The organism is Nocardia lijiangensis NBRC 108240 (assembly GCF_001613045.1).
GTDB lineage: Bacteria > Actinomycetota > Actinomycetes > Mycobacteriales > Mycobacteriaceae > Nocardia > Nocardia lijiangensis.
On record NZ_BDBP01000004.1, the window covers coordinates 173288 to 195650 of the forward strand.

General features: G+C 69.3%; 1 protein-coding gene. It reads left to right on the top strand.

Annotation, left to right across the window (positions count from 1 at the left end):
* Positions 1-5: 5 nt before the first annotated feature.
* Positions 6-22363: hypothetical protein (locus tag NL1_RS02200; protein WP_156094603.1), on the top strand; the 22358-nt coding region annotated here is incomplete at its 3' end.

The following is a 22363-nucleotide window of genomic DNA, read 5'->3' on the forward strand; positions in this document are numbered from 1 at the left end:
TCTCGATGGGTTATTGGGCGATTCCGCCGGAGCTCGCTTGGCTCGAGTGGGTAGCGGGCTCGGAGATCACGCGCATCGATCCCGACGATGTGGTCAAGGTTTCCGCTGTACTGCGGGAGATCGCCGAAGAGATCCTGTATGAGGCGATAGCGGAGGCGGATGTCGCCGCCGCGGCGGTGGTCAATGCGTATCCGCAGGGTGATGGCGGACAGCAGATCGTCGATTCGCTGCGCTCGGTGATTCATGACGACACGCCCAAAGGCGGGACGCCGCAACACGGTTCGATCGAGTTGATGGGCAACTCGTTCAACGATCTCGCGGTCTCGGTCGATGATTTCGCGGGTGCGGTTCACGCGAATCACCTGAACGCGATCTTCTCGCTCGGTTGGTTGGCGGCGGAGCTGGCCCTGTCCTTCTTCGCCGGCCCGGGGGCGGGGGCCGTGCAGGCCGGGGCGATCGCGGCGACGCGAGCCGTGTTCCGAGCAATGGCGCAGTGGTTGGAGGGCCGGATCATCGCCATGCTCGCCAGGACATTCCTGTCGGATGCGGCGAAGGATGTGGTGTCGAAGCTCGTTTACGAGATCGTCCAGGAAGCGATCGTCGAGGTCTTCCAGGGCACCGCGCAAGAGGTGGCGGTGCAGGGCATCGTCATCGCCGAGGGTCTGAACAGCCAGGGCTGGGATACGGGCGCGATCTGGGAGAACGCCTGGGTCTCCGCGCTGGCCGGTGGCGCCGGTGGTGGTGCGGGTTTCGGATTGAACCGGGCGATGGGCCGGATCGCGCCCGGCTTGATGAACAGTCGCGGTTGGCGTGGGTTCACCGGTGGCGCGATCGTCGGTACGGGGGCGGGTCTGGCGGGCGCTTTTGTCGCGGCGTGGGCGACAGGGAACTGGGATCCGCGTTCATTCGTCGGTGGCGCGATCTCCGGCGCTGGGCCGAGCGGTGTTCACGGCTACAGGGGCCAGACCCAGCACAACGGGCCGATCAACTACAACCGGGAGCCGGTCCGGGTCGGTACCCTGCCCGGCTCCGGACCTGCCGGTGACGGTACGTCCCCGGTTCCCGCACCGGATGTTGCCGATGGTGCGGGCACCAATGGTGCCGGTGCCGACGGTGGTGGAACGAACGGTGGTGGGGCGAACGGAGCCGGGACCAACGGCGCTGGAGCGAATGGTGCCGGAGCCAATGCCGATGGCGGTAGTGGTGCTGGAACTCCGAGCACCACACCCGCGTCGGCGGACACCAGCCAATATGCCGGAAACGCAGGCACTTCCGATGCCGGAGCGGTGGGCACGAGCGAGGCCGGTGGTGACTCGGCGGCAAGCCAGCAGAGCGCTGCCCCGGCCCCTGCCGGTCAAGGCAATGCGAATTCCGATGCCAACGAAGGCAATACGAACACCTCGAACGGTGATTCCGCTGCGCAGAACGGCGGCGCCCCCTCGACGGGCGCGCATTCGGTTGCGCCGGGCGGAGATTCCGCGCAAGTGGGCGCCGATTCCGCACAAGCGGGCGGGGCCTCCGTACATGCGGGCGGCGCGGATTCCGCCGCGCACACGGATCACCCCGCATCCGTTGCTTCGGATTCGGTTGCGCCGGAAGGTAGTTCAGCTGCGGATGGCCACCGCGTAGCCGAAGGCTCCACCCCGGAAACTTCAGCTGCCGGTGCCACCGATTCGGGGACCGGTGCCGGTACGACCGGGGCCGGAGTCGGAGTCGGAGCCGGAGTCGGAGTCGGAGTCGGCGGAGCGTCGCCCGCGGCGCAGACGCCTGGCGTTGCTCCCGTGAACGCCGGACCGGTCGGGATGGCCACGCCCGGCGCGCCGACGGTTGCCGGTACCCCCGCTGCGGCCGTTCCCGGTTCGACGCCTGCGGTCGCCGGGCCGACGGCGTCGAATGTCGCCCCCGGTGCCTCGTCGCCGGCGTCTTCGTCGCCGACCTCATCCGCTGCTCCGGCGCAGCAGTCCGGTAGCGCCCTCGCGTCGAATGCTTCCCGGCCCGCCAATGCACAGGGGAGTTCCGCCGCGCTGGACGGCACTACGCGCGCCGTCCCACCCGATACGGTCGGCGCGACGCCGACCGGCGAGGGCCGGACGGAGGTTGGCGCGGGACCGGCCCGGGCGGCCGGTGTTCCCGGCGCGTCGACGGACCAGGCCGGATCGGTTCAGGCGCAAATCGCGGATTCCGAAGCGCCGCAGGCCCGATCGCAGGCGGACACGGAGGGCGACGCCGCCGCGGCGAGTACCGGTCAGCAGCAGGTGCAGGTGGGCCCTGCCGACCTGGTTTCGCCCGACCCGGCGCCGACAACGCCGGACGGCACGGCGGATCCGATTTCCCGACAGCGAGATACGGACGATGCGGCCGATCAGGACGATGCTGTCGGAGTGGACCCGGCCGCGGCTGCCCTCGTGCTGCCGCCCGCATCGCCCGGCCGACCGGGACCGGCGCCGAGCAGCTCACGCCCGACCACCGGCGGCGATCGGGCGGAAGCCGAGCCCGACACGAGTTCGAGTGCCGCCCCCGATGCGCGGCCGAACCCCGACCGCGACCCCGATCTGGATCCGGATCTCGATCCCGACGCCGTGTCTGTCGCGGACCCCGATGCCGATGCGGCCGCCGCACCTGACGCGGACCCGGATCCTGACGCCGACACCGACTCTCACGCGGACACTGATAACACCAACACCCGTGACCCGCGCCGTGTCCTACCTGAGGACAGCAGCGAGCCGACCCGCGCGGAGATCGACGAGGCCGACGCCATCCTGAACCGGATGGAGCCGGGTCTGCGTGCGCAGGATCTGCTGCTCGGCGATTCCGACACCAATCCCGCCACCGACGACGAGGCCGCGGCGCATGCGGACAAGAACTCCCGGCGGTGGAACGCGCTGACCGACGCCGAACGGGCCGCCCTGATTCGTGCGTATCCGGACGTGATCGGCAGAGCACCCGGCATCGACACGCATTCCGCCGACACCGCCAACCGGTTGCAGATCGCCAGGGATATCGCGGATCTCAGCGCACGCGACACCCTGAACCGCCAGGAACGTCAGCAACTGCGCAACCTGAGGCGCACGGTCGCCGACTTGCGGCAGGCGCAGGTGCGGGCCGCGCGGATCGATCCGGACCTGCCGGTGCGCGTGCTCGCCTACGATCCGAGTGCCTTCGGTGGAAAGGGCAGGGCGCTGGTCGCGTTCGGCAATCCGGATACGGCGACGCTGGTGTCGTTGCATGTGCAGGGCAGGAACGCGACCGTGGCGGATCTCGGCGCAGTCCTCCAGGAGACCGCCTCCAGGCACGCCGCGGCCACGGGCCGCCTGCGCGCGGGAGACTCGCTGGCATCCATTGCCTGGCTCGGTTACGACACACCGGGCCGGGCGTCGGCGATGGTCAACTGGCGTGCGAAGAAGGCGGCGGACCTGCTCCGGCGCGATATCGCGATCCTCAACGCGACCAGGGCGGTGGCGGGGGACAAGCCGTCCGTCAGGATCATCGCGGGCGGCTACGGTGTCGACGTCGCGGCAGCCGCGGGCCGCAAGGGCCGGTTGTCGGGCCTGGTCGGCGATATCGCGCTGGTCGGCACGCCGGGCGATCCGATTCTGCCGTCGAAGCACTTCGGCGACGGCGTGCGGGTGTTCGTGCCCGATGAGACCAACGGGCTCTACCGCCACTGGAACGCGCCGGACCCCGAGGGCTCGAGGGCGCCGCGAGGGGTCCCGGTCGACACCATGTACCGGGTGTCCGATATCGAGTCCAACCGGGCAGGGACGGCACCTTACGTGCCGGATGTCGATCCGTCGCAACCGAATTCGCCACGTCCGGACATGACCGAGAGTGGCTGCGGGCCACAGGCGCTGTGGAAGGCGGCCGAGGTCACCGGCAACCCCGCCATCACTGTTCCGGCGCCGGACAGTGTCGGCCCGGATGGTATGGACTGGCGCGATATAGAGCGCAATGCCGATGCTCAGCTGACTCCGTTGTGGCGGCGAGGGCGCCTCGCCGCGTTGAACCTGCTGGGAACCGGACGCAAGCGCACGGGGCAGCACGCGATCGCTGATGCGCTGCGGTACATGCGCGGCAAGTCCGCCGTGATCGTCATCAATCAGCAGCGGGGTAGCGTCCCCGACGGCGAGCCGGGTGCGCACGCGTTCACCATGTACTACGACTCCGACACCGACAAGGTCATGGTGTATGACCCGCTGCGGCAACCGGATCCGTTCGAGTTCGATCCCACCAAGGTTCCGGACGCGAAGGCGACCTGGGGCATTTTCTACAACAAGAACGGCATCGCCACACGCCCGCTCGGCGACGAGCGCGGGCATGGGCTCGCGGCCGGAAGCGGCGCGCGCAACGACGATCTCGACCGGCGGATGCCGCCGCGAGCGGGCACGAGCGATCCGTCCGACCCGATGGCCGCGCTGCGGCGCACCCTCGACGAATCGCGGGCACCCGGGCAACAGAGCCCGGATCCGCTGACCGACCCCGAGCGCGCTTACGTCGACGAGCTGTCCGGCAGTCTCGGACTCGGTGATTCGCTGTCCGGCAACCCGAATCCGTTGCGAGCACTGGCCGATCTGGCGCAGCGGGTCGCTCCGTCTCCGCAAATGGATCCGGATCCGGGATCGCGACCTGATACCGCGCCCCCGGCACCGGATATCTTTGTCCCGCAACCATTGTCGCCCGATCTGACGCAGGCGTGGCTGCTCAGTCAGATGAATGTGCCCCTCGATGCACCGCTTCAGGCGCGGCTCGCGGAGGCGATTGCCGAGCAGCGGGTTCGAACCCTGTTGCGCGCGGGCGCGATCGAGGCTCTCGCTCGCGCGATCCGGTCCCCGATCGACTCGGCCGACCTGGACCTGAGCGCCGCGGAACTCGCCCACTGGGCCGGTGCGCTCGAGGTGCCCGCCGTCGATCTCGCCACCGATCGCGGCGTCGCCGAAACGCTGACCAGGCTGCGCGCGGAAACCCGTGATTTCGCCGCCACCATCGCCCAGCTGGCCGACGCACCGCCGCAGCGAGATGACGCGGGGTCCGCCAGTGGGCGGTCGCCGGAGTCCGCGTCGCGTGCGGTGGCCGAGCGCAATCGTGGTCGTTGCGCGGAGCTGTCGTTGCGGTTGATCAAGGCGTTGACCGGCAGTTCGGTGATCAGGCTGCCGTCGGGGGCTGCCGGGCTGGACGGAATGACCGCGGCCGAGGTGCAGGCCGCGGCCGGCGGCCAGTTGCGCACGGTGTCCGGTCACGAGGAGATCCAGCGGGCGCTGCTCGACATGCCGGAGGGGTCTTCGGCATTGGTGGTCGATGCCTATACCGGTCCGGTGGATGAGCACGGTGTCGGTGCTCACGCCTATGTGTTCAGGCGTGAGCACGACGGCGTCGTGGTGTACGACGCGGGTGCGGGCAGCGTGCGGGGTTACCCGCCGAGGCTGCCTTCCGATATCGGCTCGACCCACATGATCCTGTTCGACGACCGCGGCGTTCCGGTGCACCCCATCGCGAGGGACGGATCCGGCCACCACTCGACTGTGGATCTGCCGATGCGCATTGGCCTTTCGCTCGGCGAACACTCCGATCAGGTCACTTCGCTGCTGGAGCTGACCAGCGTGGGCAGGGAGATCCTCGCGATTCTCGGAGACGGCGAGGTCTCGGTCGATTTCCGGCATCAGATGACTTCCGAATTCGCCTATGGCACATACGACTCGGAAGCGGTTGTCGCCGAAATCCGTGTCACTGAACGCCATCTCATCAGCCAGGCACAGACGCTGGTGCACGAAGGCGTACACGCGCAGATGGCGTGGGAAGGCGAAACCAGCAACCGGATCAACCGGATTCGCATGCTGGGCCGGGACGAGTACATCGCGTCGATGGTCCGCGAGGAAGCCCTCGCGGCCGGACGGGAATTCGAGTTCGCGCGTGAACTACGCAGGCTCGGTTACGCGGTCGACGACGACTACCGGCCTGCCGAGCGCTACCTCGCGGCCTACGACGCCAGGGCAGCGCAGGCGTCGCGCCCCGGCCTCGGCCTCACCGACGAGGAGATCCTGACCCGCGCACGGGAAGCAGGCGCGGCCGCCATCGCGGAGTACATCGCCACCTATCGGTGGGCGGATGGCAACAACTACCTCGAGTACTACGGCGCCGCATGGGACGAACTCACGACCGGCGGGTCCGATGTGCACGGGTGGAGTTCGCTCGAAGCGGAGGCGGAGGTCTCCGAGAACGCGACACGGCGGGTCGTCGCCCAACGGCGTCGGAGGGAGCTGGCGGGCCAGATCAACGATCTCGCGGGCAGTCTCGGCATCGACACCATCGACGCCATCGACCAGGAACTGCGCGCGGAGACGCTGCCGAGACTGCGCGAGGCGAACGAGCGGAAATTGGCCGAGTTGGCCGAACGGCTCGGTGTGGATCGGGCCGATGCCGGCCGGGACATGCTGCCCGACGCGGCGATGGAGCGACAGCGCGCTGAGCTGCTCGGCCGTGAACTGCGGCTTCGGTTGTTGTCCGATCTCGGCGATCAGTATCACCTGCAGGGTGAGTTGATCAACCGTGCCGACGCCGCTGCGAATGCCGCCGTGGCCAGGGATGTGCTCGCGTCCGAACTCGAGGAGGCCGGACTCGACGGGGCCGATAGGATCACCCCGCACGTCGCGCTGGTCGCCGGAGAGCCGCCTCGGGTGGTCGTCGTCGCGCTCGAACGCGAGCACGCCGCCGTGCTCGTCGAGGCGTTGGCGCGCCGCTCGGAACTCGCGGCCGCGCTGGGTCATCCCGATCTGGATCTGCGGTTGATCGAGGTCGCAGAGCCGGGCCCGGACGCGAATGTCGAGGTGACATCGCTTCGTCGCAACGCCGGTCCTGACGTCGTCGACGAAGCGTTGAATTGGACTTCCGAGGACGAACCTGCCGTACCGGTGGGGATGCCGGGCGATTCCGCGGGCGAGACGTCGGCGGATCGGATCGCGCGGGTTCGGCGTCTGCTGGAGAGCAGCGAGATCGGCGCGTGGGCCGATGACATGCTTCAGCGCTCCAACGTTCGCGTTGTGCACCAACTGGACGTCGAGCCGCGCTATTACCCGGAGCGCAGGACGCTCGTTCTCGACTACCGGACCTCGGAGGTGCGGCAGGCCATCGATATGGTGCATGCCGCCGCCCACTTGCGTGATGCCGCGGAGGGGTTGTCACCGCATCCGTTGACGACGCAAGTTGGCGACTACGTCGACGCGATGGTCCGGCAGGAGAGCCGCGCGCACGCGCTGGAGGCCGAGTTCGTCAAACAGTTGCGGGCCAGTGGACACGTCGTTCCTGTCGGCGATCTGGAAGGCGCGAGCGATGCCGCACGTCCCGGGATGGCGCATCAGGCCCTGAATCGGATGACCGATTTGTCGCGGTCGCGACGCTTCGATGATCCCATGCGGGACCCGGCGCTCGACTTCGGTGCGGCAGGCATCCGGGCGTACCTCGGGACGTCCAACAGTGGTGTCACCGACTATGTCGGCGTCTACACCAGGGATTGGAACGACGCGAACGGCGTGGCGGCCGACGGCACGGTCCACGTCGACGGCGCCGTTCCCGATGTCGACATTTACCAGAGTGTCGATGATGCGGACTTCGTCGATCATTCCGATGACGACTCGCCGGATGCCATCGATGGACATCAGGACGCCGACGATGCGCAGCTCGTCGAGCATTCCGACGATGTCGCTCCGCACACACCCGAGGCGAACCGCGGCCGCTGCGCCGAACTCGCGCTGCGCCTGATCAAGCGGATGACCGGCAGCACGACGATCGAGCCGCCGAAGGGTCCGGTCGGGCTCGATGGCATGTCGCGGGCGCAGGTGCAGGAAGCCGCGGGTGGCCAGCTGCGGTCCTACACCGATCATGATGCGATCCGCCGGGCGATCCCGGAAGGGGGCTGGGCGCTGGTCATCGACGAGTATTCCGGTCCCCTGGACGAATTCGGTGTTGGTGCCCACGCCTATGCGCTCGGGCCGGGGACCGACGGCTTGACCGTTCGGGATCCCGGCAAGGAGGAGGAGCACGGCTTCCCGCCATCGATTCCGCGGGAGTTGCACGGCACGTCCGCCATCATCTTCGATGCGCAGGGCAACCCTGTGCATGCCATCCGGGGAGAGGGTGCCGGGTATCTGCCGACGGCGGATTCGCCGGTGCGTATCGGCCGCTCGCTCGACTCGCACGCCGATCAGGTGCGAGCGCTGTTGCGCGGGACGGAGACCGGCGCGGATGTGCTTCGGGTGCTGGACGATTCGTCGGTGCGCGTGCGATACGAACGGGCGGCCGCGGATCGGCGCACGGGTGGGTTCGCCGCCGACTCGTTGACGGCCACGGTGTACACCGGCACCAATGATCAGGTGCGTCAGGCATTGTCGTTGGCGCACGAGTCGGTGCACGCCGAGCGGTACATACGCGGCGAGTCCGGCCATCTCGGCATGGACCGTGCGATGTTCATCCGCACGATGGTCGCCGAGGAGGCGGCGGCGGTAGCGCGGTGGATCCAGCTCGCCCGCGAGTTCCGCGCCGACCAACAGCTCGGTGGATACTTCGGCGACCGGCACTACCTCGAAGACGTCTACGATGCGGCATTCGCGGCGGCACTCGGATCAGGCAGCGGCACAGGGCAATCCACAGATACCGACAGTGTGCGCCGAGCGCACGACCGCGCGGCCGAGGCGTTGATCGACGAGATCAGAACCCATGTGTGGCCGAACGGCAAGAACTACGCCGAGTACTACGGGGCCGAATGGGATCGCGCCCGCACCGATCACGCCGGGCTCTACGACCCGCAGATCACGCGGGAACCGTCACCGGAGGCGGCCGCGGCCTTGCGCGCCGGTGCGGTGGACCGCAGCCGGGCGCAGCGCGATCTGGTCGACATCACCGACGAACTCAACAGCAGGGCAGGCGAATACGGTATCGCCGCGCACCTCGACGCCGACTCGCTGAACCGGGAGCTCGCCGCGCGCCTTGGGCCGGTTCGCGACGAGATGGCCGATCCATCGATCACTCCCGAGCGTTTGGCCGAGCTGCGGCGCACCGCGCACGATCTGCTGTCCCTGACCGATCTGACGGTGCGGCGCGAGAACGCGCAGACGGCCTTCGAACGGCAGGCCGATCGGGTGACCGCGTTGGCCGCCCGCGAAGTGCTGGCCGACTACGCTCCGGGCGCGCGCCCGCTCGGTGACCACTACGTCCATATTCCCGGTAGCCCGAACCGGATCGTCATCGCCGGTGAGTCCTTCCAGCACCAGGCCCTTCGCAATGCCGCGGCGGCCGATCCACGGGTTCGCGCGCTCATGCCGGTCGAGTTCGAGCACGTCTCGGTTGGCGTCGATGAATTCGGCCAGGTCCGAGCACGCAAGGTCGACTCGATAGATCCGCGGGTGTTCGAATCCTCCGACAGGGTCGTCGAGGAACCGGATCTGGCCGCCGCCGCGACGAGGCAGCGACTCGAGCCGATCATGGCGGCGCTGTCGAACAGCGCGGTCGGCGGGTGGGCGCTGGAAACCCTGCGTCGCCACGGTGTCACGATCGAGCACAGTTCCGGCGGTCCGGTGCGGTACTACCCCTCGCGGCGGGTGCTGGTCATCGACGCGGGCGCCACCGACGGCGAGCACATGCGCGCGATTGTGAGCGGCGCGATGCACGCCGAGTTCGCGGGCAGGCAGGATGCCGCGATCGACGCCCGTGACCGGATGCGTTCGGAGCGACAGGATTACGTCGACCGCAAGATCGACGAGGAGACCTCGGCCCGCGTCTGGGAGATCGTCGCGGCCGTGCAGTTGCGTGGCGCCGTGGAACTCACCGCGACCGATCACGTCTACCTCGATGCCTACCGTAAGGCGCGCGAGGACGCGGCGAACGAGATCGGCGGCCCCGCTGACGCATTGGACCGCATCGCGAACCAAGCCGGTTTCGACGCGCTGCGCCCGCACGTAGCGGCGCACCGCCCCGCGGGCTCCGATCTGACCAACGCGGAGTTCTACGAGCGAGCGTGGCGGGAATCGCACGGCGAGGTCGCCGCCGCGGATGACCAGCAGTCCACCCCGGCCGCGGGTAGCCCGGAATTCCGCCACGATGCCGATCGGCAAACCGAAATCACTGGGGCACTGCGAGATTCGTGGACATTGCGTCCCGGGCTACCGGGTGAGAACGACGTGCATGGGGTGCTCGCGTTCAGTGCCGTCGGTCGCGATGCGGCGGCGGCGCTGCGCGACCTGAACGCCGATGTGAGTTTCGACGCGAACGGGTCCGTCGATGTGATCGACGGCAGAACGATGGAGGTCTCGGTCGGCACGCGGGGTCGCAGCCATCCCGCCCAGGCCGCCGCCATCGTGCGCGCCGCGACGCTCGCCGACGCTGTGCGGAACGGTCTGCTGGAGGTCACGCCCTCGCGCGTTCGCGCCCAGGATCGGTCCGACTTCATCGCCGCGCGCGTCCGCGCCGAGGCGCTGGCACTGGGCAGGCAGGCCGAGTTCCATCGTGAACTCGAGCTGGCCGGATACGACACCGCCGCGAATCCGGTCACCGACCCCGCCGCCCGGCAGCGGCTGGAGGCGACCTACTTGGCCGCCTTCGATGCCGAAATCGCCGCGCGACAGCCTGATTCGGAGATCGATCCCGCTCTGCTCGAACGAGCGCGGCAGGCGGGTGTCGACGCACTGCTGGCGGGAGGCGAATTCGACGCACCGGACGGTTCCGGACCCGCACGCGCCCACCGGCAGGCAGCGGCCGAGTTCTGGGACGCCCAGCACCGCATCACCGCGCCGGATGGGCTGCGCGAATACGCGCCGACCACACGGGACGCGGCGCGGGAACTGGAGGATATCGGCAGGAAGCGCGCAGCCGTCGAACGTGAACTCGCCAGGGTCGAGGCGGATTGGGATCGCGTGGCGGCGCGATTGGGAGATATCTCGCGGCTGCGCGGGGACGCGGACACGCTCGACCGGCAGGATGTCTCGGCGCAGCTGCAGGGCCCCGATGGTCCGCGCAGGAACGGTGCCCACACCGACTTGGCTGTGCTCGCCGAACTGACCGCACGCCATGGCGAACTGACCGAGCAGCACCGCGCGCTCGGCGACGATCTCACCGCGGCGGTGCGGCGCGATCTCGGTGCCGAGGAGCCGATCACGCTCCACGTGGCCGAGGACGGCGTCGTGTTCATCGGCGGTGACCACACGGATGTGGACCTGCCGCAGCGACCTTCCGATTCCGATGCGCCCGCAGTTCGTCCCGAAGACGACGCCGCGCGAACGGAATTGGCGGATCTGGTGGCGAAGGCATCGGATCGGGTCGCCGCGCTGCTCGGGGATCACCGCCACGACATCGGTCGATGGGCGGCCCAGACGCTGGAGCGCCACGGTGTGCGGGTGCTCTACACCTCCGAACCGCGCTCGTACCGCGCCAGCCGGGACCACGTGGAGGTGGGGCTGGAGGAATCCTACGACCCGTCGACGAACACGGTGGTACTGCGCGAAAGCGACAATCCGCGCCAGCGGGCCATCGCGCTGGTCCGCGCCGCCCGCCTCGCCGAGCTGCATGCCGCGTCGCCCCACGGGCCGATACCGCAACTCCGCATGTCGCGCACGGAGTACATCGACCTGATGCTGGATCACCAAGCCGACGCCGCGGCAATGGGATTCGCGGCGAACCACCAGTTCACCGACGACAACATGATCGGGTCCATGGCAGGCTCGTTGGCGAAGGCCTACCTCCGGGCGTTCGCTCAGGCCGGTGATGTCCTCGCCCGGGCCTACCGCAATGACCCGGCGATCACCGGGCAGCTACTCGACGCCGCCTCCCATCGAGCCGCCATCCGGGCGGTGCGTGACAACCTCGACGAGCTGGTGCCCGAAGTCGACGGCCGGAACTTCACCCAGCGGTTCTCCGACCAGTGGTATCGCGCGCACGGCATCACCCCGGGCGCGGCCGTGCCGCTCGCCGAGACGGACGCACCCGCCCCGCCGAGGCGGCATATCCACGCCCTGGTGACGGAGCTCGAGCAGGTGCGTGAACTGCGTGCCGACGGTAAGGGTTCGGGCATACCACGCAGTCCGCTGGAAGAGTTGTACTCCGACGCCTACGACCGCGCGCACCGCAAGGCGGAGCGGGCACTGGCACGCAAGAAGTCGTCGCGGCCACCGGAGTTGGTCGCGAGGGAGGCCGGAGAGCTTGCGATCCGCCGCCACGTCGACAAGGCGGGAATCGACGACACCGAGCTGATCGTCGACCTCGTGCGGGCCGCTCGCACGGACGAGCCCGACGGCGCGTACTGGGGCAACCCGCGTGCGAGCAGGACATCCGAGCCGCTCGGCGACGGGTCCGTCCCCGACAGCGCGAGTCCCGCCGACTCCGAGGCGGACGACGTCGTCGCCGAGGCTGCCGACGCTTCTCCGTCGGTCCCCGTGGCCGCGCACGCCGAGCCCGACGGGCTGAACTCGTGGCATGCCGCCGCCCCGGATCGTCGGTACGCCGAGGTCTTGGAGGTGCTCCGCAGCAGCGAAACAGGCCGTGCGGCCATCGAACTGCTCGCCGAAATGCGCGCGGGCGTGCGTTTCGACGGCGGACGGCCGAGCAGTGCCGACAGCTTCGATGGGGCGACGATGGACACCGTCGTCGGTGCGCGCGATCGCGGCCAGCAGGGGCAGGCCGCGGCGGTGGTGCGGGCGGCGGCGTTGGCGGACGCGGTGCGCACCGGGCAGCTCGAGGTGACGCCATCGCGTATCCGGGCGATGGAACGCGACGCCTATATCGCCACCCGGATGCGCGCCGAGGCCGACGCATTCGGCAGGCAGGCCCTGTTCCACCGGGATTTCGGCACTCCCGAAGCCGGCCCGTCCGAATCGCTGGTGGACCGCAACTTCCGGAGGGAGCTGGAGCAGCGATATCTGGCCGCGTACGAATCCGCCCTCGGCGCCGCCGCCCGGCAGCCCGGCCGAGATCTGGACGCGGAGCAGCTCCGGGCGATCGCTCGCGAGGCGGGCATCGCGGCGCTGTTGGCGACCGACTTGTTCGACTCGCCGCATCTCACCGACAGGGGCGTGAGTCTCCGTGACATCGCCGGTGGCGAGTGGGATGCCGTGCAGCGCACCGTCGTTCCCGAGGGGACCGACGAGTATGTGCCGTCCACCACGGAGGCGGCACGTCGAGTCGAGGGCCTGATCCGCGAGCACGCGGACGTCCGGAGGGCGCAGGCGCTCGTCCAGTTCTCCTTCGATCAGACGGTCGAGCAGCGCCGTCGGTATATGCAGATTCCCGACGACTTCGATCTCGGATCCGATCAGGCATCGATCATCGCCGAACTGCGGAGCATCGCCCAGAAGCAAGCGCTCGGCGGCGACGGTTTCGTCGTCAACGCGTTGCTCACCGACCTATCCCAGTGGCATGCCCGATTGGACGACGAGCGGGCACGGCTGGAGGGCGAGATCGCCGACGCCATCGGTCGCGACCTGCCGCAACCTACCCAGGACGGCGGCCAGGGGGTGCGACGTCCGCGAATCCATCTCGACGAATCGGGTGCGGTGTTCGTGCGCCGAACGGATGCGAGCACGCCGCAGACCGCCGAGTCCGGACAGCGGACCGCGCCGGTCGATCCCGATGCCGCCACGACGGACGGGCTAGAGGACCTCACCGCCCCGCGCAACGAAAGGCTGTTCTCCGATCTGAGGCGCGGCGCCAGGCAGATCGGCGAGTGGGCGGCGGCCGCTCTGGCACGGCACGGTGTGCAAATCCGCTACACCGATGATCCCGACGCGATGATCGCGCGGTCGGACGGAGACGGACCGGTGCCGGTCCACGATCGGGCGACGAATACCGTTGTCCTCCAGTACTACGACGGCACGCAGACCCAAGTGGCGGCGCTGGTACGCGCCGCGGTCGCGGCCGAATTGCATGCCCGTGGCGCGGATCGGGCGCCGGACCGGTTGTCGCTGCACCGAGACGATTACATCGCGGCCGAGCTGGACCGCAGGGCCGCCGAGTACGCGATGGACTTCCAGTACCGGCGGATCGCCGCCGCCACTGACGGCGAAGCGGACTACTACTCCCGTCCGAGGCGCCGTAAAGGCGGGCGGCGCATCGACGATCCGCTGGAGCTGGCGTTTCTCGACGCCTTCACCGAGGCGAGGAAGATCGCCGAGCAGATCTACGGCAAGAACAGCGCGGTGGGCCGGGACATGCTGGACGCCGCCGCCTACCGCGCGGGTCTGCGGGCCGTCCGCGCGGCCATCGAGGCATCCGGATTGCGCATCGACGGGCTGACTCCCGCCGAATATGCCGGGGCGGAGTGGGACCGGGCCCGTGGACTTCGACCCGATCTCGCGCCCGAGGGCGAAGCGGAGCGGCTGCCGGTCGCCGACGACAGCCCGCAGGCGCTCGACCGGCAGGCTCGCACCTACACCGACGAGATCCGGCGGTTCCCCGAGCAGCGGGCCGAGGGCCGCTACGTTCCGTACGGTCCGGCCGAGACGGCGTACACGGCGGCCTACGACGAGGCGTATCGCAAGGCCGAGCGTGTGCTCGCCCGCGATCCCGAGGCGCCTTCGCCGCGGAAGGTCGCCGAGGAGGCGGGGCTCGCCGCCGTGCGCAAGTACGTGGAGAAGGTGGGCGCCCAGCGCGCCGAGGTCGCCTTCGACGTCGTCCGTTCGGCCGACTCGATCGAACAGGACGGTCTGTACTGGGGCTCGCCGCGCCTCGACCCTAGCGATGTACCCGAAGCGGATTCAGCGCAGCAGGCGGAACCGGTCGCCGACGACCTGGTGCGGCGTGTCCTCGACGACAAGCTGGCCGAGCGCCCCGACGGTGAACAGTTGAGCCCGAATGTGCTGCGGTTCCAGTCGGAGTCGGGCACGACCGAGTTGCTGGTGATCGCACCGAAGGGCGAGCACCTCGATGCACTGGACCAGGTGAGCCGCGACCACCCGGCGCTGCGCGACGCCCTGTGGGACGGGCAGCGCATGCGTTACCTGGCGGTCGAGCCGGGACCCGACGGCAACCCGTCCACGGTCGAGCTCTCCCGCTATGTGGCCGAGGGACCGCGCCGCTACCCCGCGCTGGCCGACGCCGTCGACACATTCCTGTCGGAGTACCTGCGGTTCCGGGCCGAGGGCAGGATCAGGGAGGGATTCGTCGACTGGATCACCCGGCTGGGGGAGGAAGCGTTCTTCCTCCAGGACGAGGCCCGGCTCGCGTTCCGGAGGGAGAATCGGTGGGTATCGACGCCGGTCCGCCTGCAACCCGGCGTGGTCGACGTGGGATTCCGCGCGGCGCAGAACAATCCGCGGTTGCCGGAGACCGATCCTGCCGCGGTGGCCTACCGCCTGTACACGCGGCAGATTCCGCAGCCGCTCGACCAGGTGCGCGAACCGTTGCCGAGCCCGCAGTTCGTCAACAGGCAGGTGAGGGTCGGCCCGGTCCGGGTGGACATTTATCTGGAGAACGACGGCAAGGGCGGCTGGCGGGTGCCGCTGACCGGGCGCGACGGCGGCACCGACGTGCTGGCCAGGTATTTCCATGCCATGACCGATTCCGATCCGGATCGGTTGGTGGAAAGGATCGCTCAGCAGCTCATCGACGGGACCGCCGAAATCGGCGACGGCTCGCTGCCCGAGGACACGCTCGGCCGCGACATTGATAGCCCGCTGTCGCCCGAGCTGGACGACAACGCATCCGTGCCGGACAGCGCGAGCGCCGCTGCTGCCCCGCCCGCGGTTTCGGTCGCCACGCGCCCCGCACCCGACGGGCTGAGCCGGTGGCTCGTCGGGTCGCCGGATCGTGGGTTCGCCGAGGTCTGGGATGTGCTCGGTGGGAGCGAAACCGGGCGTGCGGCCATCGAACTGCTGGCGGACATGCGCGCGGGCGTGCGTATCGACGGTAGCGAGCCGGGCAGTGCCGATGCCGTCGATGGGCTGACGATGGATGTCGTCGTCGGTGCGCGCGATCGTGGTCAGCAGGCGCAGGCGGCTGCGGTCGTGCGGGCGGCTGCGGTGGCGGATGCGGTGCGTGCGGGTCGGCTCGAGGTGATGCCGTCGCGTATCCGGGCAATGGACCGCGAGGCTTATGTCGAGTCTCGGTTGCGCGCCGAGGCGGACGCGTTCGGCAGGCAGGCCCTTTTCCACCGGGATTTCGGTACCCCGGAAGCAGATCCGTCCGAGTCGTTGCCTGCCCGCGACCATCGGACGGCGCTGGAGCGGCACTACCTGGCCGCGCACGATGCCGCCATCGAATCGGCCAGGCGCGGCGACGACGGCCTGACCGAGACCCAGCTGCGTGAGGTCGGCCGCGAGGCGGGCATCGCGACACTGCTGGCGACCGATCTGTTCGACTCGCCGGACTTCGCCCCCGGCGGCACGACTATCCGGGACAGCGCCGGTCGTGAATGGGATGATCTGCAGCGCAACGTCATTCCGGACGGTATGGACGAGTATGTGCCGTCCACTCCGGACGCGGCGCGTCAGGTCGAGGGCTTGATCCGCGAGCACGCGGACATCCGGCGGGATCAGGCGCGGATTCGGTTCGATTTCGATCGTGCCGCCGGGCGGCTTCGGCGGAGTTTGCAGATTTCCGACACTGTCGATCTCGGGTCCGATCGGGAAGCGATCATCGCCGAATTGCGCCGCGTCGCGGACCGACGGCCCGGTCTCGGCGACAGCGATGTCGCCGAAGCCGTGCTCGTCGACCTGTCGCGGTGGCATGCGCGGTTGGACGGTGAGCTGGCACGGCTCGAGGGCGAGATCGCCGATACGGTCGGCCGCGATCTGCCGCGGCCGGAGACCACCGACGGCACGACGGCGCGCCGCCCGAGCATTCAGGTCGACGACTCGGGTTCGGTGTTCGTGCGGCCCGAGCACGCGGACTCTCCGGAGTCGGCGGTCGACGCGCACCGGCTCGGCACCTCATCCGATTCCGACGACTCGGCCGGATCCAGCCTCGATCAGTTGACGCGCAGCCGCCACGATTCGCTCGTCGAAGAGCTTGTGAGCCGGGCTGATCGAATACTGCCTTGGGTCGGCCAGACACTCGAGTGGCACGGTGTGGGCATTCGATTCACCGACGATCCGGCTCTTTCGGTTCGTCGCCCGGATGCCGACGACAACGCACGGCTGTCACTCGGTTACGAGCCGCTTACCAACAGCGCGGTGCTCCAGGTCAGCGACTCGCAGCACACGCAGATCGGTGCTCTGATCCGCGCGGCGGTCGCAGCCGAACAGCGCGCGCTCGGTGTCGACGTGCGACAGGAACGGCTGACGATGCATCGCGACGAGTACATCGCCGCGACGTTGGACCGACTGGCCGAAGCGTACGCGTTGGAACACAACCATCGCCGCATGAGAGATGCCGAGGATGGCACGCGGCCTTACCGTGCGAAGCGGTCGCGCGAGGGCGGGCGGTTGATCGAAGACGATCTGGAATGGGCGTTCGTCGAGGCGTACGATGCCGCGGCGAAGATCGTCGCGCCGATCCTCTACAAGGACGACGCGATCAGCTACGACATGCTCTGGGCGGCCGCATATCGTGCCGGCTTGCGGGCGGTCCGTGCGAATCTCGATGCGCTGGGCGGCCGCATCGACGATTTGTCTCCTAGCCGGTACGCCGGGGCGGAATGGGATCGCGCCCGCGGTCTGGACGCCGACGTCGCCTCCGTCGAAGAAGGCGTGCCCGCGCCCGATCGAGACGGCCCGGAGGCACGGGACCGGCTCAGCCGCACCCTCGCCGACGAGATCCGGCGGTTCCCCGAGATGCGGGCCGACGGCCGATCCATTCCTCGTGGCGCGGCCGAAATCGCCTACACCGACGCCTACGACAAGGCGTATCGCAAAGCCGAGCGCAGGCAGTCACGCAATCCCGAGGCCCGCCCGCCCGCGCGGGTCGCCGAGGAGGCCGGGCTCGCCGCTGTGCGCAAGCACGTCGACGATGTGGGCGCGGAGCACGCCGAGGTCATCTTCGACCTCGCTCGCTCGGCCGATCCCAGCGAACGAGGCAGATTGCATTGGGGATTGCCCCATGCCAGGTCCGAAACCGCGGCCGACGCCCTGCCGGATGCGGACCCGAGCCCGATCGCCCAGTCGGATGCAGACCCGAGCCCGATCGCCCAGTCGGATGCGGACCCGAGCCCGATCGCCCAATCCGACGCCGACGATCTCGTGCGGCGCGTCATCGAGGACGAACTGCGTTCGCGCCCCGAGGGTGAGCTGCTGAGCCCGAACGTGCTGCGGTTCCAGCAGGAATCGAGCATGCCCGAGTTGCTGGTGATCGCGCACGACGGCGGGCACCTCGACGCGCTGCTCGCGGTGGTGCGCAACGATCCGGCGTTGCAGCAGGCCCTGTGGGACGGGCACGACGTTCAGTACAGGAAGGTCGAGCCGGGTCCCGACGGCGAGCCGTCGTCGACCGAACTTCTGCGCCACATCGTCGAGGGGCCCTTCCGCAGACCCTCCCTGGAAAACGCCGTCGCGTCGATGCTCTCGGAGTACCTGGCGTTCCGGGCCGACGGAAGGATCGACGAGGGATTCGGCGACTGGTTCCTCCGGTTGGGCGAGGACGCGTTCTACCTCGAGAAGGAAACCCGGTTCGCATTCCGAGCGCAGAACCGCACGGCCTGGCAGCCGGCCGAACTCCGGCACGACATGGTGGAGATCGGATTCCGTGCGGCGCAGAACAATCCGAGTCTTCGTGAGACCGATCCCGCCGCGGTGGCCTACCGCTTGCACACGCGCCAGATTCCACAGCCGCCGCAGAAGCCGGTCGATGCGCTACCGAGTCCGCGGTTCCGCAGCAAGAAACTGACGTTCGGCCCCGTGCGGGTGTGGATCTACCTGGAGAACGACGGCAGAGGCGGCTGGCGCGTGCCGCCGCCGACCCGGAACGGCCTCGCCTCCGACGTGCTGGCCCAGTATTTCCAGGGCATGACCGATACCAATCCGGACCGGTTGGCGGAAAGGATCGCCAAGAAGCTCACCGACGGAACCGCCGATCTCGGCGAGACCTCGCCGCCCAAGGGTATGTTCGGCCGCAGGAAGGGCCGACTGCCGTTCGGTCGCAAGGCGAGTGCCGAGGTCGAATCGGCGATGAATCGGGCCGAGCGGGACGGCGCCGCGGCCGACGACATCCGGCTCGGGCCCGACGGCAGGCCCGAGCGCGGTGGACCCGCGAGCTACGAGGCGCCCGAGTTCCCGATGGAACCGAATGCCGATGGCGGGCAGGGGAAGCCGCCGAACCAGCCGCCCACCCCCGCGCCGTTGCCCGATGAGCCCAACGAAGGCGAGCGACGTCCCGCGCCGCGTCCGGCGGCCCGGCGCGAGCATCTGTTCGAGTTCGAGGGACTGACCTTCCGACTGGATCTGACCGACAATGGCGCGGGGGCCTGGAATCCCGTACTGCGCCAGGAGAATCCGCCTGCGCAGGAATCGGAGACCGCGCCGAAGGCGACGGACCCGAAGGAGGTCGAGACTCCGCACGCGGCGCAGAAACCGCCCGGCTCCATCGACAAGCCCAAGTCGAAGTTCCTCGCGAACACCGCCTACCGCGAGGGCTTCCAGGGCTACAACCCGAAGTATCCCTCCGGCTCCAGCCTGGACGGCGCCGGGCAATCGGTGCTCGGATACTCGGCGGGTCTGCCGCTCACCAAGGACAGCCCGCAGGGCGACGTGCTCCAGATCAAGTTCAACCCGGCGCGCATCCTCAAAGAGGGCGCGACCATGTGGAAGAGCCGCGAGCTGGTACCGATCCTGAACCGCCTGACCAGTCGTGTTCCCGACCGCGCCGCCGAATTCCAGCCGATCCGCGATATGGACGGCACCGAATACCGGCCCTGGATCGATGACACCGATGCCGAAGCGGTGCGCAAGGAACACGGCGTCGACATCGATGAGATGCGGCGGCGCGACGACGCGGCGCAGCAGGCGAATTCGCCCGAGTCCCAGCAGCCTGCTGTCAACGAGCTTCCGCAGCCCGACCCCCGGATCCCCGCGGCGAACTCCGAAGCCACCGGCGCCTTCGCCGATCTGCTGAACGAGCTGGCGGGGGCCGCCGACCATCGCCGCGAGCTGGCAGACCGGCTCGTGGCAGCCGCCCGTGACATGGGTCTTCGCCTCGATCCCGGCCTGGACGGCGAAGCGGCCCTGCGTGCGGTGCGGGTCCTGCAGTATCAGCAGGCCAGGCGGATCGGTGCGCTCGCCGGGCTCGCCGAGTCCGCCGTGCGCTACGACTCGGAGAACCGGCACATCCCGTTCAGCGAAGAAGTCAGCTTCTTCGACAACGACCCGATGACGCGCTTCCTGCGCGAGATCGTGCACGCCGACGACCGGCCGACGACGCTGCTGGACTGGCAGGGGGTCAACAACGGCGGTGAGCCCGGTCGCGACTGGGGCGACCTCGGCTACACCGATCAGCCCGGCATCGACCAGGGCAAGCCGGGCTACTTCGTGAACGCGCTGCGCCGCGATCAGATCAAGGACGAGCGCGCCGTCTGGGCCCAGCTCCTGCAGGTCGACCTCCAGTATCTCGACGCGCATCCGCGCGGCGCGCTCGCCGACGCCCTCGCCACCGTGTTCGCGCGTACCGAGGACATCGCCCGATTCGCCGAACTGGCCAACGAATTCGTGCGTGCGGACGGCAACGCCGACGAACTCACCCGGCTCGTGACCGATCTCGCCCTGCGCTCCTCGATCGTCTCCGACGGCGGCTTCCTGATTCCGGATACCGACGGCCTCGGGCTGCTGCCAGGTGTCGACGGTGGGCCGACGCGGCTGATCGTGGTCGACGGTCATCTCGACCACGCCCATGTGCTCGCCTCGGCGCTGCGCGCGCATCCGAATATCGCCGAGGTCGTCAACGACGGTCAGGTCGACGTGGTGTTCCGGGTAGCGGAGATCGCGCCCGACGGCACCATTCGGGTCAACGACAGCGTGCCCATGCGGGTGCGGCACGTCGATGACCTGGTGGACGGTCGCAGGCTGGACATGACCTTCCTGCTCGACGAGGACGGACGGTGGCGTCCGGTCGTCGAGGTCGCGCCGACGACCGAAGGAGCGGGGCCGCGGCCGAAGCCCGATCTGGCAGGGCTGTCCCGCAACGAGATCGAGGCCGCGCGCAAGGAACTCGCGCACCGGCTCGGTGTGCCCGAGTCCGATCTCGACGACCCGCAGCGCCTTTCCGATCGGATGGAACAGATCCGCGCGGAGAACAAGATCAGGGCCAGCCAGATCGAAGCGCTCATCGACTACGGCCGCACCGCATGGGATATCGATGACTTCCACAGCATCGGCGACGCCCGCGCGCAGCTGGCCGACCGGCTGAAGCTCGAGCCGGGCGAGTTGACACCGGAGCGGCTCGCCCAGGCCTTCGTGCTGGACAAGATCGGCTCGGCCCGCAGGCATCAGGCCGTCGAGGATCTCGTCGCCTACGCGACGCTCATGCGCGGCATCGACGCCGATGTGGTCGACGCCGCGCGGGATCGGCTCGCCGAACGGCTCGGGGTTGGCAGGCGGCGCGGCCGTTTCCCCAGGGATCTGTTCCCGCGCAACTACCGCAACGACGAGAAGAAGTACCGTCCCGACCGGACCGGCACCGATCCGAAGCGGCTGAACAAGGCGATCGCCAAGCTCGCGCGCAGACCGGCCGAGCGCGAGAACCTGATCGATGCGCTCACCGAGTACTACCGCACCGTCAACCGGCTCGACCCGTTCGATCCGGTGTCGCGCGGCGCGGACGCGGTGGACCCCCGCCTGGCCGATGTCGAATTCCCGGTGCACGACAAGGCCGTCGCGCATCTGCTCGACGTGGTCGGTGATCTCGAGTCGCTGGCCGAGGCGCTGCGCGGTGCCCGGGTGCTCGACGGATTCGGCATGCTCGGCGCGAACAACTCCGCGCCCGATCCGCGGCCGACGCCGAACCCGGATTTCACCAGGACCGTCGGCGTCGATCTGCCCGAACCGATTCAGCCTGCCGATACCGATGCGGAAAAGGCGGCCAAGGCCAAGCGTTTCGAGAAGGTCTACGGGATCTATCGCGACGGGAAGATCGACCAGAAGGAACGGCTCACCCCGCGGCAACTGGCGAAGGTGCAGGCCGAACTGCGCGCCGAGGTACACGGGCGGGCCGCCGATCTCGACATGCTGGCCGCGCTCAACGATCGGGCCGCGGAACTGGATCGGCAGGCGCGTCGACCGCTGGAGATCGCGCGACTGCTCGGCGAGCGCGGCGCCGCGCTCGCCCAGCTCGACACGGCCCGTGCCGAGGTCGAGGCGGCCACGGCTCGCTACCGCACCGCCGAACCGCAGGAGCGCGCCGCCCAGCTCGACGATCTGGCCGCGGCCGCGCGCAGGCAGCAGGCCGCCGACGCCGAGCTGGCGCGGGTGGA